General features: G+C 54.0%; 12 protein-coding genes. 9 read left to right on the plus strand and 3 right to left on the minus strand.

Features of this window, described 5'->3' with window-relative positions; all coding sequences use genetic code 11:
* Positions 1 to 111: 111 nt before the first annotated feature.
* Together F1381_RS18675 and F1381_RS18680 are read left to right on the plus strand one after the other, a co-directional pair.
* Positions 112 to 1,917 carry an ABC transporter substrate-binding protein gene (locus F1381_RS18675; protein WP_151736355.1) on the plus strand — a complete coding sequence of 602 codons (1,806 nt, stop codon included), beginning with the start codon at positions 112 to 114 and terminating at the stop codon, positions 1,915 to 1,917.
* 134 nt (positions 1,918 to 2,051) lie between these two features.
* Positions 2,052 to 3,032: a cation diffusion facilitator family transporter gene (locus F1381_RS18680; RefSeq protein WP_151736356.1), complete on the plus strand. Its 981-nt coding sequence runs from the start codon at positions 2,052 to 2,054 to the stop codon at positions 3,030 to 3,032.
* Between the two features lie 113 nt (positions 3,033 to 3,145).
* Here the strand turns inward: F1381_RS18680 and F1381_RS28410 are convergent, their stop codons facing one another.
* Positions 3,146 to 3,319: a hypothetical protein gene (locus tag F1381_RS28410; RefSeq protein WP_187355442.1), complete on the minus strand. Its 174-nt coding sequence runs from the start codon at positions 3,317 to 3,319 to the stop codon at positions 3,146 to 3,148.
* 449 nt (positions 3,320 to 3,768) lie between these two features.
* On the opposite strand from F1381_RS28410, the gene F1381_RS18685 reads away from it, so the two are divergent.
* Positions 3,769 to 4,986 (plus strand): aminotransferase class I/II-fold pyridoxal phosphate-dependent enzyme, encoded by a 1,218-nt coding sequence (locus F1381_RS18685; protein ID WP_246188098.1) that lies wholly within the window; start codon positions 3,769 to 3,771, stop codon positions 4,984 to 4,986.
* Between the two features lie 431 nt (positions 4,987 to 5,417).
* Complete coding sequence (locus tag F1381_RS18690; RefSeq protein WP_151736357.1) at positions 5,418 to 6,026, plus strand: hypothetical protein; 609 nt, start codon at positions 5,418 to 5,420, stop codon at positions 6,024 to 6,026.
* Between the two features lie 71 nt (positions 6,027 to 6,097).
* On the opposite strand, the gene F1381_RS18695 is transcribed toward F1381_RS18690, so the two are convergent.
* Positions 6,098 to 7,417: an amino acid permease gene (locus tag F1381_RS18695; RefSeq protein ID WP_151736358.1), complete on the minus strand. Its 1,320-nt coding sequence runs from the start codon at positions 7,415 to 7,417 to the stop codon at positions 6,098 to 6,100.
* A 122-nt stretch (positions 7,418 to 7,539) separates the two neighbouring features.
* Between F1381_RS18695 and F1381_RS18700 the strand changes: the two genes are divergently transcribed.
* The 3 genes from F1381_RS18700 (at position 7,540) to F1381_RS18710 (ending at position 10,622) form a co-directional block, all read left to right on the plus strand.
* Positions 7,540 to 8,463 (plus strand): LysR family transcriptional regulator, encoded by a 924-nt coding sequence (locus F1381_RS18700; protein WP_151736359.1) that lies wholly within the window; start codon positions 7,540 to 7,542, stop codon positions 8,461 to 8,463.
* Positions 8,464 to 8,494: 31 nt separating this feature from the next.
* Entirely contained in the window at positions 8,495 to 9,424 is a 930-nt protein-coding gene (locus F1381_RS18705) for a tyrosine-type recombinase/integrase (RefSeq protein ID WP_151736360.1), read from the plus strand.
* A gap of 250 nt (positions 9,425 to 9,674) precedes the next feature.
* Complete coding sequence (locus tag F1381_RS18710) at positions 9,675 to 10,622, plus strand: glycoside hydrolase family 113 (RefSeq protein ID WP_151736474.1); 948 nt, start codon at positions 9,675 to 9,677, stop codon at positions 10,620 to 10,622.
* Positions 10,623 to 10,808: 186 nt separating this feature from the next.
* Here the strand turns inward: F1381_RS18710 and F1381_RS18715 are convergent, their stop codons facing one another.
* Positions 10,809 to 11,729: an L-lactate dehydrogenase gene (locus tag F1381_RS18715; RefSeq protein WP_151736361.1), complete on the minus strand. Its 921-nt coding sequence runs from the start codon at positions 11,727 to 11,729 to the stop codon at positions 10,809 to 10,811.
* 148 nt (positions 11,730 to 11,877) lie between these two features.
* Here F1381_RS18715 and F1381_RS18720 point away from each other — a divergent pair, with 148 nt between their 5' ends.
* Positions 11,878 to 12,504, plus strand: a complete 627-nt coding sequence (locus F1381_RS18720; protein ID WP_151736362.1) for a LysE family translocator — start codon at positions 11,878 to 11,880, stop codon at positions 12,502 to 12,504.
* Between the two features lie 43 nt (positions 12,505 to 12,547).
* A complete protein-coding gene (gene bcaP / locus F1381_RS18725; protein WP_151736363.1) occupies positions 12,548 to 13,933 on the plus strand; it encodes a branched-chain amino acid transporter BcaP in 1,386 nt (461 codons plus the stop codon).
* The last annotated feature ends 19 nt before the right edge of the window (positions 13,934 to 13,952 follow it).

The following is a 13,952-nucleotide window of genomic DNA, read 5'->3' on the forward strand; positions in this document are numbered from 1 at the left end:
ATTTTATGTATACCTGCCTGTTGCTGCATTAGGTATAATTGTAGTGATAAAAGGGGGAAATAAAAGTGTAAGGTTTTCGGGGTTTGTTTCACCTTTAAAGGAGCGGAAAGTATGGACCAACAAATGAATCATTATAGCCGCCTGGCGGGAGCGTTGAATGTCACCCAAAGGATGCTTGAACCGATCGCGGTCTCCATTGAGCAGCTGGCAGAGATTTTGTGCTGTACACCGCGCAATGTCAAGTTTATCCTCCGCCGGTTTGAAGAGAGCGGTACGATCCGCTGGCAGCCGGGCCGGGGTCGGGGGCATACTTCGGAAATAACCTTTCTGCGGGGCATCGACGAGGTGATGGAGCAGGCCTTGCAGGATTTGATCGGCAAAGGAAAAATCAAGCAGGGCATCGAGCTGATCAGCCAGCTCAGCGGCAATGCCGCATTGCAGGAGCGGCTGCTGGCCCTGCTCAACAAACAAATGGGCTACCACAGTGAAGCGGAGACGACAACCGGACTCGACACGCTGCGGATTTCGATGAGCCGGCGGCTGGAGCCTCTGGATACTTGCACGGTTTATACTGCTTTTGAAGCTTTTATCATTGAGCAGATTTGCAGCACCCTGTTGACCTTCGATGCCGGGGACAAGCAATTTCAGCCCGGACTGGCCCATATGTGGGAGGTGAACGAAGACCATACAGGCTACATCTTTTATCTTCGCAAGGGAGTTCGTTTCCACCATGGACGCGTGTTGACCTCCAGAGATGTAAAGGAGACCTATTTACGGCTGAGGGACCGGAACAGTCCCGCAATTGACCATTTCAAGGACGTCAAGCAGGTGGAAATACTCGGGGAGCACCGGATCCGCTTTGATTTGGAGCGGCCCAATGTATTCTTTTTGCATACGCTGAGTTCGGTCTACATGTCGATTCTGCCTTATGACAGTGATCCGGAGGCCAGGCTGGTCGGAACGGGTCCTTACCGGTTAGCTGAGCTGAGTGAGGACGGACTCGTACTGGCTGCCTTCGACGATTATTACGGCTACCGTCCGCTGCTCGACCGGGTGGAGGTGTGGTATTTGCCGGAAATGGGCTCCGGTGTGCGGCAGTATGAACTGCCGGGCCTTTCCGCGGACGATTCCGCTCAGGAAGGCTGCAGCAACAATATTGATTACCCTGCACTTGGCAGCCGCTATATGATGTTTAATTTTCAGCGGCAGGGCGCTCATCATGAGCTGGAATTTCGCCGGGCGCTGCAGGCACTGTACCATCCGCCGGCACTGATCCGGGATTTGCGCGGGAAACGCTCGTTTCCGGCGTCCAGCTTCATGCCCTGGGAGAGCCAAGTCCATAAATGGCGTGAATCATCCCTGCCGGAGATTCGGGAAATGCTCCTGGAGAGCGGCTATCAGGGAGAAGAGATCACGCTTGCTTATGCTTCATTTAAGGCAGAGGAACGCGAAGACTCACTATGGCTGCAGCGGAGAGCGGAAGCAGCCGGGCTGCGTCTCCGTCTGCTTACCTATGACAGATTCCAGATGGAGGCCATCATAGATAAGGCCGATATATTTATGGCTGAAGAGGTTCTGGAGGATGATTGGGAATGGGGGATGCTCAACTATTTTGTCAACAAGTCCAATCTGCTGCATACCTTATTGCTCCCGGACCAGCTCAAGGCTTTGGAATCAGAGCTTAACGGGATTACTTCGCTTGCGGCGGAAGGGCGTAGAAAGCTGCTGTTGCAGGGCGAACAACTCTTGTACAAGCAATGCTGGCTGTTGCATGGATGTCATATGAAGAAGCAGGCCCAGTTGAATCAAAGCCTGTTCGGCCTGCATACCGGCTCCTTCGGCTTTCTTGATATCTCCAGGCTGTGGATCAAACCCGGGTTTCCGGAGCGCGTATCTGGTCCTTATGCGGAGCAATAAACGGGCATATGTGCGGAATGCCGGTGATAAAAAAATCCTTTACGCGGTTAAATAGTTACATACAAACTATGAGAAGCTGCGGATGCCCGGAGGTTCATCCCAACCGGACTGGCGCAAAGGAGGCATTCGGGTGTATGAATGACAATCGTGAAACTTTAGGAAGCTTAATTAAGAAAGGCAACAAGTCCTCGGGCTCTGCGGCCATTGGCAACACCTGCATAGCTGTAGTGAAAGGGGTGGCCTTTGCCATAACCGGCAGCGGCTCGATGTTTGCCACCATGATGCACTCGATTGCCGATGCGGTCAATCAGATGTTCGTCTTTACCGGCAGTGTGCTGGCTGAGAAAAGACCGACCCGACGTTTCCCTGACGGGTTCGGACGCGTCATCAACCTGTTCTGCATGGTGGCGGTGATTGTCGTCACGATCATGGCCTATGAAACGATGCTTGAAGGCTGGCATCTGCTGCAGCATCCCAACACGGAGTCTTCAGGATACTGGATCAACGTTCTAGTGCTGGTGTTGTCCATTGGAACCGACGGCTTCGTATGGGTGAAGGCTATGAATGAAGTGCTGCATGATGCGCGGGTGGAAGCCAAGGGCTTCGGTAAATTCACCGCTTCGCTGCGCAATGTGAAGCGCGCTGCACCGCCGACGCGTCTGGTCTTCTATGAGGATATGGTGGCAACCAGCGGCGGGCTGCTGGCTCTGATTGCAGTGCTCGTGACAGCATTGACCGATTTTAAGCTGCTCGATGGGGTGTCCAGTATCCTGATCAGCTTTATGATGGTCGGGGTGGCGTTCCGCGTCGGCTATGACAATATGGTTGGCCTGATCGGTGTGGCCGCGCCGCCGGAAATTGAGGAGCGGGTATCGAAGATTATCTTCGATGAGCCCTTGGTGACGGATATTTATCAGCTGCGTATTCTGCAGGAAGGACGCTACTATCATGTAGAAGGTCTGATTGAGCTGAAGCGGGGCATGACGCTGGCAGATGCCGACGATATCAAATTTAAGGTGAGGGACAAGCTGCTGGCCGATCCGTACATCTCCGATGTGACCCTTGGCATTCTGGAGGATAACGGAGTGCCCAACTGGGTGCCGCAGCAGGAATAAGGGTATAGGCTGTAAAAAAGGGACTGCCGCTTTAATGCGGCAGTCCCTTTTTCACGGTTATTTACTTTAACGGCCATGAAGAAGAACTTTGTTCGCTGTACATGTGCATTCAATCAGACGGCCTGAATCTGTTTTCCGTCGCATTTTTTACAGACATCCAGCTTCTCCCCTTGGGCTCCCTTACCGATGTACAGCAGCTTAATGCGTGTGCTGCCGCAGATCGGACAGGTGCCTCTGGCCCGCGAAGGCAGACGCCACAGTGCTTTGCCGCGTTTATTCTTGGCCATGCATAACCCACCTTTAACGATTGATGCTCTATTCTATGCCCGTGGAGGCGGCATTTGTCTATCTTGTTTAAATTTATCCCGACCGCAACTACATATATCCAGACAGCTTGCAATCCGCCGATGCCGACTATGGATACAACTTTTACTGCTCCACGTGAAGTCGCCATACAAATAAAGGAATATGTGCTGGCGAATTGGATTGGCGAAAGCAGAGGCTGCTTTTTCGCTTAAAACCGCCAAAAATCCGCCGTAAAAAACAGCGTATAATATAAATTATACGCTGTTTCTATTTTAAGCCGATTTTTTATTCCTATTTGGACAAGTAGTCATAGAAATTAATGCTCTAAAAACCCCATTTATGTAATTTTATATGTTTTACTGCTTTGCAGCAGTCAAGCAGGTAAGCTCCATGCTATAATAGTTCAAAAAAATGAGTAGGTGGATGACGCTTGAAGACAACAAGAATAAAACCGAAATGGAGAGCAGATAAACTGGAGCAGCTGGGCTCCTCGATTTTTGCCGAAGTGGCAGAATGGAGAAGAGAGGCTGCGGCGGCCGGGAAAGATATTATTGATTTGGGCATCGGCAGCCCGGACCGGGCACCGGTGCCGGAAGTGCGCCGGCAGCTTAGCCAAGCGGTGCTGAAGGAGAGCAGTTATGCTTATCCGGCCTCACGGGGAAGCGAGGCCTTCCGGCGGCAAGCCGCAGCCTGGATGAACTGGCGCTTCGGTGTCGCCGTCGATCCCGGGTCAGAGCTGGTATCGCTGATGGGTTCGCAGGACGGGCTGGCCCATTTGGCCCTGTCCATCTGCAATCCGGGAGACCTGGCGATTGTGCCGGACCCGGGCTACCCCATTTATGCCGGTTCTCTGGCCATTGCCGGGGTAAAAGCCTGGCCGCTGCCGCTGCTGGAGAAGAACGGCTGGGTGCCTGATCTGGACAGCATTCCGGAGGAAATCTGGCGGGAGGCGTCCTTTATTTTGCTTGCTTTTCCCGGTAATCCCATCTCTGTCACCGTGGACCTCATATATCTGGAGAAGCTGGTGAAGCTGGCGCGGAAATGGGAGGTGCTGATTGTTCATGATCTGGCGTATTCCGAGATGGGCTTCGACGGCTATCAGCCGCTCAGTATTCTGCAGGTACCCGGGGCAATCGATACTGCTGTGGAATTTCACTCGTTCTCCAAAAGCTTCAATATGGCCGGCTGCCGCATCGGCTTCCTGACTGGCAACCGTGACGCAGTAGGTGCACTGCGGGAGCTGAAGAGCAACATCGATTACGGCGTCTTTGAGCCGGTACAGGAGGCGGCGGTGACCGCGCTGGAGCTGGCGATGAAGGGAGACGGCCAACTATCCGTTGCGCCGCTATATGAGCGCCGCCGTGACATCTTCGTGGAAGCACTCGCCTCGGCGGGTTGGCTGGTGCCGAAGCCCAAGGCGACGATGTTTATTTGGGCACCGCTGCCTAAGACCTATGGCGGAGGCGGGCTAAGCGACGGCCGCTCGCGCGGCTTCGCCCGTGAATTGCTGCTGGAGACCGGAGTTGCCGTCATTCCGGGTGACGCTTTCGGTGCACAGGGAGCAGGCTATGTGCGGATTGCGCTGGTGGAAGAGGAGGCCAGGCTGCTGGAGGCGGCGCAGCGGATCGGGGCATTTTTGCGGAAATAGTAATGGATAAGTCTGTTGGTTAACATATCAAATATTATGTAAACCTAATAAAGTGTAAATATCTGTCGGCCTTATCATTCAAGCCGGTCCCGTCTGGTTGGGGGCCGGCTTGTTAACGGTCAGTTCTTGTTTCGGGACTAGAGCATAGCCTTTCTGTACTCGCCATCCATGAAGACGGCAACCGTCAGCTCCGAAATGAAATAAGACTTGGAAGTTCTTTTAATATTAGACTGGGAACTGGCAGAATGGCTGCATGATAATGGGAGGAATTACATATATGAAGAGAGATGAGATTATATATGTTCACAAGGTTAACATAATAAATAATATGTAAATCTATTTTTGCTTGTCCATATTACAGTTCATGAAATTACAATATGAGGAAACTTTCTGCGCTGGGAATGCGTCTGTATAGGCAGAGGTGAAATACAATGAAACCGATACCCTTAAGCATAGTTATTCTGGCAGCCATACTGGCGTTGATTCTGTCAGGCTGCGGACATGACGAACAGACAGCCGGCAAAGAGCAGGCAGCGGAGGCAACTCCGCCTGTGCTGGCCGCATCGGCAACCGCTGCAGCTGTGCAGCAAGGGGAGCCGGGCCTGGAGGCCGGGTTGAACACCCCTGTTCCGCAAGTAACTCACAGCCTGCCGGAGTACAGGGCAAAGCCGCCGCTTCCTTCCGTACATGCAGCCGAAGCGGATGTTACAGTAATGCAGAACAGCTATTGCTGGGATTATCTGGGCTGTGCGGATTACGTGGGAATACCCGGGATGCTGGATCAGGTAGAGCCAACGACGGTTCAGCCGGGAGAACGCCTGCAAATCCTCCTTGATTATTCTCCGGCGCCCACCGAAGAGCTGTTATACCGCTGGATCGATAACGGCAATTATGAGCAGGTGCCTCTATCCGGGCAGCTGTTCACGGCGCCGGAAGAGAGCGGAAGATACTATTATATGTATTCCGCGAATTGGATGACAGATGATGGCGTGTACGTTCTGAACCAGACTAGTGCCGTATTCTCCATTGAAGTACCCTGACTACAGCTGCTGTACAGTAAAATACCGCCGATTGCCGGTTCATCCCGGATCAGTCGGCGGTATTTGCTGTGTTATTGAACTTTACGCTCCCGCTGCGGAGCTTGCTGATTATGAGCTACGGATGCTTTCTGTGCTTTCGGACTCCGGCGGAATGTAATCATCATGAACACCAGCATGATCATCAGCGGATAGAGCATCGCCCAGCCTGTAAAAGGCAGCACGGCAAGCGTGGCCAGCAGGGAGATCCAGCTGACGGCACGGCCGATCCGGCTGTCCCGCAGCAGCCGGGTTCCGGCGGCGCAGCCTCCGATGTAGGTCAGAATGAATGTGGCATTCGGAAACTGAATCAGCTCTGTGATGCTTACGGTGCCGCTGCCATAAAGAAGCAGTACAAGCACATAACAGATCAGCAAAAATCCGATAGCTCCGGTAGGCGTATGGAACCGGCCGGAGATCCTGCCCATCGCTTTAGGAGCAAATTGCTGGCGTGCCAGGGCATAGGCGACCCGGGAAGCCGCACCGGTATAGGCGATGATAGTCGCAGTACAAATGAACACCCCCGTTAATCCGGCAATATAACCGCCCCAGGCACCGAGCGGACCGCTGATCATCCGCACCAGGGAAGAATCCGCTCCGCCCTGCAAGTAACTTCGGGTGCCCACCGTCGCCAGCGCGGCCAGAAAATACAGCACGCCGACAATCGCTGCGGCGATGCTGACGCCTTTAATGGCGGCACGCTGCGGGTCCTTGAATTCCTCGGACAGATGCGATACGGCCTCCCAGCCGATGAAGCACCAGAACAGGATAGCTGCGGCTTGCCCGACACTGTTCCAGCCGTGCGGCATCCAAGGGGTGAAGGCGGATCTGTCCATCTCAGGCATGGCCGCAGATACAGCGAAGACAAGCACGGCGATAATGGCGATGACTACCGCAATCTGTACTTTGCCGGCTACTTTCATCCCGATCCAGTTGACGAGGAGTCCGGCTGTGAGCATGCCTCCGGCAATGGCCACCCTGGCGGCATCTCCCCAGCCCATGGCTGCGGTCAAATATCCGGCTCCCGTCAAAGCGGCTACCGGACCGCCAATCGGCACGGACATCAGGAAGAACCAGCCGACCAGTGCTCCCGCACGGGGACCGAAGGCCAGCGTTACGAAATGTGAGACACCGCCCGCATTCGGATGCTTGGCTGAGAGCAGCCCCATGGATAAGGCGAGCGGCAGAATCAGGAGCGTCATCATCCCCCAGGCCAGCAGCGAAGCCGGACCCGCCAGCTCGGCGGCCAGACCCGGCACGATCAGCACCCCCGAGCCCAGAACGGCCCCGATATAGAGGGCGATGGCCTGCGGTAGGCCAATATTTTGTTGTAAAGAGGTTGGAGCTTTGCTCATAAGGTATTCCTGCCTTTGCTTGTAATTAGTTATAGAGTATCAGATAATAGTTCCATTGGAAAAACAGAAACTTTGAATGACATCGATTCAAAAAACCGATGGATGGAAAGCGGGAGAAAACTATGGAATCCAGGCATCTGTTCACCTTTTTGGCTGTGGTGGAAGCCGGCAGCTTCACGCGCGCCGCGCAGCGGCTGGACTATGCGCAGTCCAGCATTACGGCGCAGATCCAGGCGCTGGAGACGGAGCTGGGCCAGCCGCTGTTTGACCGGATCGGCAAGCGGATCCTGCTGACCGATGCCGGCCGCCGGCTGCTGCCTTACGCGCAGGAGATATCGCGGATGCATGATCTGGCTCAGCAGGCGCTGCATCCGGAAGCTGAGCTGGCCGGGAGCCTCCGGATCGGTGCACCGGAATCGCTGGCCGCCTTCAGGCTGCCCGGCATCATCCAGGAGTTCCGCGGCCGGTATCCGGCGGTACAGATCACGCTGAAGCCGGGCGTCTGCTGGGAGCTGGCCGATTCCGTCCGTTCCGGCGAGCTGGATGTCGCTTTTCTGCTGCAGCCGGAAACGGAATATAAGGATCTGACGACGACAACGCTCATTCATGAGGCCATGGCGCTGGTGGCTCAGCTGAATCATCCGCTCTGCCTGCTTCCGGAGATTGAACCCCGACATTTAATGAACGAGACAATTCTGCATACAGAAACCGGATGTACATACCGCACGCTGTTCGAGCAGTATCTCCATCAGCATGGCGTGTTTCCTGACCCGAAGCTGGAGTTCTGGAGCATTGAAGCAATCAAGCAATGTGTGATATCCGGACTCGGGATCTCATTTCTGCCGCTGATCACGGTCAGGAAGGAGCTTGAAGAGGGGAGGCTGGCCCGCCTGAACTGGAATCACAACATGCAGCGGGTTGCCACGCAGACGGCGGTCTATCATAAGAAATGGATTTCACCGGCTCTGGAGGAATTTCTTAACCTGGTGCAGAAGCATGCTGCCCGCTGGCGGGAAGATATTACGGATACGGCTAAGCAGGCTTAACCGGCTTAAACGGGAAAAGGAGAGAGGCACAATGAATGAGCTGGAAGTTGACTACGAGGAAGCACTGGACGCGTTTCTGATCTGGATGAAGGATGCCGGTTATACGGCTTACACCCAGAAATCCTATCTTGCCGATGTGCGGGAATTTCTGCACAGCCTGAACGGCAAGCGTCTTGAACAGGTCAAAAAGCTGCATGTCGTTTCCTATTTAACATCTGTCCGCGAGCGCGGGGTCAGTGATGCTACGCGTAACCGCAAGCATGCTTCCATTCACTGCCTGTTCAAGGCCCTGATCGAGCTGGAGCTGCTGCAGGCCAATCCGGCCTCGGGGATCAAGAAATCGAAGACGGACAAGAACCGTGAACCGGTCTTTCTGGAGGAAGGCGATCTCCAGCGGTTCCTTGGCGCAGTGGAAGGGAAATACCGCACGCGTAATCTTGCCATTTTTCTGCTAATGGCCTATATGGGACTGCGCGTCGGAGAGGTGCACACCTTAAATCTGAGCGATTACGATGCCGAGCGGCAAATGCTGCGCGTGTTCGGAAAAGGCCGCAAATGGCGTTATGTGCCAGTGCCTGCGGATGTGCTCCCGTTTCTGGAACAGGCGCTTGCTGAGCGCCTTGCGCCCTGGCGCGGAAAGGAAGAGGCGATGTTCATTTCCCAGAAGGGGCGCAGGCTGTCGATCCGCTGTATTCAAGGCATCGCGGCCGCCGCTTTTGCCCGCTTCCAGGAAGAAGTACCGCCGCCGCACCGCCGCGCCTATTCCAGCCATAAGCTGCGGCACTCCTTCGCCACTATGCTTCTGCGCAAAGGCGCGGATCTGCGTACGGTGCAGGAGCTGCTGGGGCACTCGTCCATTCAAACTACTACGGTCTACACCCATATCACGAACCGGGAAAAAGAAGAGGCCATGTCCAGGCTGCAAATCAAACTCCCGCAAGAGGTACGCAAGGCAGATTAACGCTGCTTGCTCATTCGAGAGTTACATAAATAATATTATGTTAACCAAATAAGGTTCACTGCGTATAAGTTGTCACAACTATCATCAATAACAGAAAAATAACTTGTTATTATTATGACAATGATTTATTCTAACAATTATTAAGGACTTATTTTTATTAGGCAGCAGCTTAATGAATGTAACCGTCTACACAAGTTTGTTTTTACGATGATAGGAGGAGACGGCAGTGCAGGAAGTGTTTTTTAAAGGAATGACATACGGATGGGAAACGCCAAGAGGAGTGTACCGCACCGAAGAGGCGGAGGATTCCCTGCGGAAGCTGGCCGAAACCGGCAGCGAATGGATTGCTCTGTCCTTCTGGACCTGGCAGGACACTGTATTCTCGACCAACATTTACTTTGATTACGGATATACCCCGACGGACCGCGACATTGCACACACAGTGAAGCTGGCCAAAGAGCTGGGCCTTAAGGTATGCCTGAAGCCGGTCGTGAATTCGCGTGACGGCATCTGGCGGGCGCGGATCGGTTTTCCCGAGGATGGGGATGTGTACTGGGCGGAGTGGTTCCGCAACTATACGAACTTCCTCAAGCACTATGCTGAACTGGCGGAAGAGCTGGAATGCGAAATGTTCTGCATTGGCTGCGAGATGGTGGCTACGGAAGGCAGAGAAGCAGAGTGGCGGGAAGTGATCCGCGAGACGCGCAGTCTGTACAGCGGACCGATTGTATACAATGCCAACCACGGCAAGGAAGAGGGGATCGCCTGGCTGGATGAAGTGGATCTGATCGGCACGAGCGCCTACTATCCGGTTGCGTCCGCTCCGGGGGAGAGCTACGAGAACATGCTGGCCGCCTGGGAACGCCAGAAGCCGCGCCTGAAAGCATTGTCCGAGAAATTCGGCAAGCAACTTGTATTTATTGAAATCGGCTGCCGGAGTGCCGAAGGCTGTGCGACGATGCCCTGGGATTTCAGTCATAAGCATCTGCCGGTCTCCCAGAGCGAGCAGGCCAATTTCTATAAATCCGCACTGGAATGCTTCTGGAAAGAGCCTTGGTTCGCCGGCTTCTTCTGGTGGGACTGGAGCACGGTTTTATATGATAAGGATGATGCGGGCAGCAATGTCGGCTTTGATATTTACGGCAAGGAAGCGGAAGTTATTCTGCGCGAGTATTATCAGCGTCCGGTACATCAATAAGGTGAGTTATTGGCAGACCTACTCTTTCATGTTATATTAATGGTAGAAAAGCCGTCCTTTTCGTGGTGGTTCATTTCCACTTCAGAGGGCGGCTCTTTTGTGCGCGAACGCAAAAGAGGGCTGTTCATGCAGGTCCAGTCCGGTAGCATGGAACAGCCCTCTCTCTGTAATCAGCAGGCAGCCTGGTTACAGATCAAGCTTGGAAATTTCGGCTTTCAGCTTCTCGGCCGACTGCTGGAACAAAGCGCGTTCATCGTCGCTGAGCGGCAGATCAAGTACCTCGCGCACACCGGTACGGTCAACGATGCACGGCACACCAAGGAATACATCGGATACGCCGTTATAGTTGTTGAGCAGAGTGGACACATTCAGCACAGCGCCCTCATTGTGCAGAATGGAAACGACGATCCGGTCCAGGGCCAGCGCAATTGCGTAGGAAGTGGACCCTTTGGCATTGATAATTTCATAGGCGGCGTTCTTTGTGTCATCGAAGATCTCATTGCGCTCCGCTTCGTCAAAGCCCAGATCGATGCCCGCCACGTTCGCCAGGCTCCATACCGGAAGCTCGGAATCGCCGTGCTCGCCGATAATTTGTCCGTGGATACTGCGCGGGTCAATTTCCTTATGCTTGCCGATCAAGTAACGGAAACGTGCGCTGTCCAGCACCGTTCCGGAGCCGATCACCCGTCTGCGGTCGAAACCGCTGATCTTCAGCGTGGCATAAGACAGGATGTCCACCGGATTGGTGGCTACGAGCACAATCGCATGCTGGTTGTATTTAGCGATACGTTGGATAATGTCCTGAAAAATCGAGATGTTCTTGCGCAGGAGGTCAATCCGGGTCTCACCCGGTTTTTGGGAGGCGCCGGCGGTCACGATGATAATATCTGCATCCCGGCAATCTTCATAGGTACCTGCCCATAGCTTCACGCCGCCGACAAACGGCATGCCGTGGTTCATGTCCAGCGCTTCGCCGAGCGCCTTTTGGTGATTGACATCAATGAGGACAAGCTCCGGCATGCGTCTGCGCAGCAGCAAAGTGTAAGCGGTTGTGGTGCCGACGGCACCAGTGCCGATGACGACGACACGATTAGGCTTGGGGGCCATAATTTCATCTCCTCCAAAAGTTTCGAATTTTTTGTGTCCAATCTTATCCATCATAATCGCAAAGGTTAGTGTTTTCAAGCTGCCTGATTTTATCCATTACCCTGATTAGGGGCAAGCTAATTAGCATGCAGTGAAAGAGGGGAAGAGTATGTTTAGTATTTCCGGATTATTGCTGTTTATGGGGGCGGCCATCGTACTGATACTTATCCCGGGGCCGGATCTGATCTTTGCCGTTACGCAGGGCATCACGAACGGGCGCAAGGCCGGGGTGTACACAGCTGCCGGCTTGGCGTTGGGGAACACGGTCCATACGCTGGCGGCGGCGCTGGGCTTGTCGATCCTGGTGCAAACCTCGCCGATGCTGTTCACTGTGTTCAAAATCGCCGGCGCGCTCTATCTGTTCCATTTGGCTTATAAATCGCTGAAGAACCGCAAAGCCGGGCTGACGGTACCGGAAGGCGAGAAGAGAAATGAACGCGCTCTGCTGCGCAAAGGCCTGCTGATGAATGTGCTCAATCCCAAGGTTGCGATTTTCTTCCTGACCTTTTTGCCGCAATTCGTCAATTATGATGCAGGGCTGGTGCCGCTCCAGATGATCGTGCTGGGTCTGATTTTTATCGTGCTGACTGCCGTCATCTTCGGCGCGCTGGCGTTTTTTGCCGGGGTGTTCAGTGCGAAGCTTCTGCAGAAGCCGCGGGTGCAGGAAGGGGCTAATCTTGCTGCAGGAGTCATTTATGTGGGGCTCGGCATGAAGCTGCTGACCACTTCCCCTTAAGAATTTACAATTTCACTCATAGTTGACAGGAGAGAACGAAAGAATGGATTTATTCCGCAAAAAACCGCTGACCCTGCCGCAGGGCGGCGATGTCAAGTTAAGCAAAACCCTCGGGGCCTTTGATCTGACCACTCTCGGCGTCGGGGCGATCATCGGCACCGGCATCTTCGTGATGACCGGTGTTGCCGCCGCGGAGCATGCCGGACCGGCACTTGTGCTGTCCTTTGTACTGGCCGGAATGGCCTGCGTGCTGTCCGCACTTTGTTATTCCGAGTTTGCTTCTACCCTGCCCGTATCCGGCAGCGCCTATGCTTACAGCTATGTAGCATTCGGTGAAATGCTGGCCTGGATGCTGGGCTGGGACCTGGTGCTGGAATACGGCGTTGCCGCGGCTGCAGTCAGCAGCGGCTGGTCAGGATACTTTCAGGGATTGCTGGAGGGCTTCGGCCTGCATTTGCCTAAGGCACTTTCCGGAACGTATAATCCGGACGAAGGAACGTTTATCAATTTGCCTGCAGTCATTATTATTCTGTTGATCTCCTTTCTGCTGACCCGCGGAGTCAAGGAGACTGCAAGGTTCAACGCCGTGATGGTTGTCATTAAGCTCGCGGTAATATTGCTGTTTATTTTTACCGGCATATTTTATGTAAAACCCGAGAACTGGACTCCGTTCATGCCGTTCGGGTTCGACGGCGTGGTTAACGGTGCGGCAACCGTTTTCTTTGCCTATATCGGATTTGATGCCTTGTCTACGGCGGCCGAAGAGGTCAAGCGGCCGCAGCGAGATCTTCCGATCGGTATCATTTCATCTTTGGCTATCTGTACCGTGCTTTATATTTTGGTTTCGCTGGTCCTGACAGGCATCGTTCCGTACACCAGCCTGAATGTCAGCGATCCGGTTTCGTTCGCACTGCGCTTTGTCGACCAGAATATGATTGCCGGACTGATCTCCGTCGGCGCCATTGCCGGCATGACGACGGTTCTGCTGGTACTGCTCTTCGGCCAGACACGCCTCTTATACGCAATTTCACGGGACGGACTGCTGCCGAAGGCCTGGTCCAAAGTCAGCGAGAAGACACATACCCCTGTGCGCAGCACCTGGATGGTCGGCGGGATAATTGCTGTCATGACCGGCTTTGTGCCGCTCGACCGTCTGGCCAACCTGACCAGCATCGGTACCTTGTTCGCTTTCCTGGTCGTGTCGCTCGGTGTCATCGTGCTCCGGCGTACCCATCCGGACATGAAGAGAGGCTTCCGGGTGCCGTGGGTGCCGGTGATTCCACTGCTAAGTGCGGCAGCGTGCGGCTATTTGATGTATAATCTGGGAAGAGAGACTTGGATCGGCTTCCTGATCTGGCTGGCGATCGGTCTCGTTATATATGCTTTGTACGGATACAAGCACAGCAAGCTGAATCAGAACAACCGTTAAACTATATTTCAGCAGGAGG

The sequence above is a fragment of the Paenibacillus tengchongensis genome (genome assembly GCF_008973665.1).
Taxonomy (GTDB): domain Bacteria; phylum Bacillota; class Bacilli; order Paenibacillales; family Paenibacillaceae; genus Paenibacillus_AQ; species Paenibacillus_AQ tengchongensis.

Bases quoted from the DNA above. Each gene is read 5' to 3' on its own strand.
- F1381_RS18705 (WP_151736360.1), top strand. From the start codon at position 8,495: ATGAATGAGCTGGAAGTTGACTACGAGGAAGCACTGGACGCGTTTCTG.
- F1381_RS18680 (WP_151736356.1), top strand. From the start codon at position 2,052: ATGAATGACAATCGTGAAACTTTAGGAAGCTTAATTAAGAAAGGCAAC.
- F1381_RS18690 (WP_151736357.1), top strand. From the start codon at position 5,418: ATGAAACCGATACCCTTAAGCATAGTTATTCTGGCAGCCATACTGGCG.
- F1381_RS18715 (WP_151736361.1), bottom strand. From the start codon at position 11,729: ATGGCCCCCAAGCCTAATCGTGTCGTCGTCATCGGCACTGGTGCCGTC.
- F1381_RS28410 (WP_187355442.1), bottom strand. From the start codon at position 3,319: ATGGCCAAGAATAAACGCGGCAAAGCACTGTGGCGTCTGCCTTCGCGG.
- F1381_RS18675 (WP_151736355.1), top strand. From the start codon at position 112: ATGGACCAACAAATGAATCATTATAGCCGCCTGGCGGGAGCGTTGAAT.
- F1381_RS18710 (WP_151736474.1), top strand. From the start codon at position 9,675: ATGACATACGGATGGGAAACGCCAAGAGGAGTGTACCGCACCGAAGAG.
- F1381_RS18695 (WP_151736358.1), bottom strand. From the start codon at position 7,417: ATGAGCAAAGCTCCAACCTCTTTACAACAAAATATTGGCCTACCGCAG.
- F1381_RS18700 (WP_151736359.1), top strand. From the start codon at position 7,540: ATGGAATCCAGGCATCTGTTCACCTTTTTGGCTGTGGTGGAAGCCGGC.
- F1381_RS18720 (WP_151736362.1), top strand. From the start codon at position 11,878: ATGTTTAGTATTTCCGGATTATTGCTGTTTATGGGGGCGGCCATCGTA.
- bcaP (WP_151736363.1), top strand. From the start codon at position 12,548: ATGGATTTATTCCGCAAAAAACCGCTGACCCTGCCGCAGGGCGGCGAT.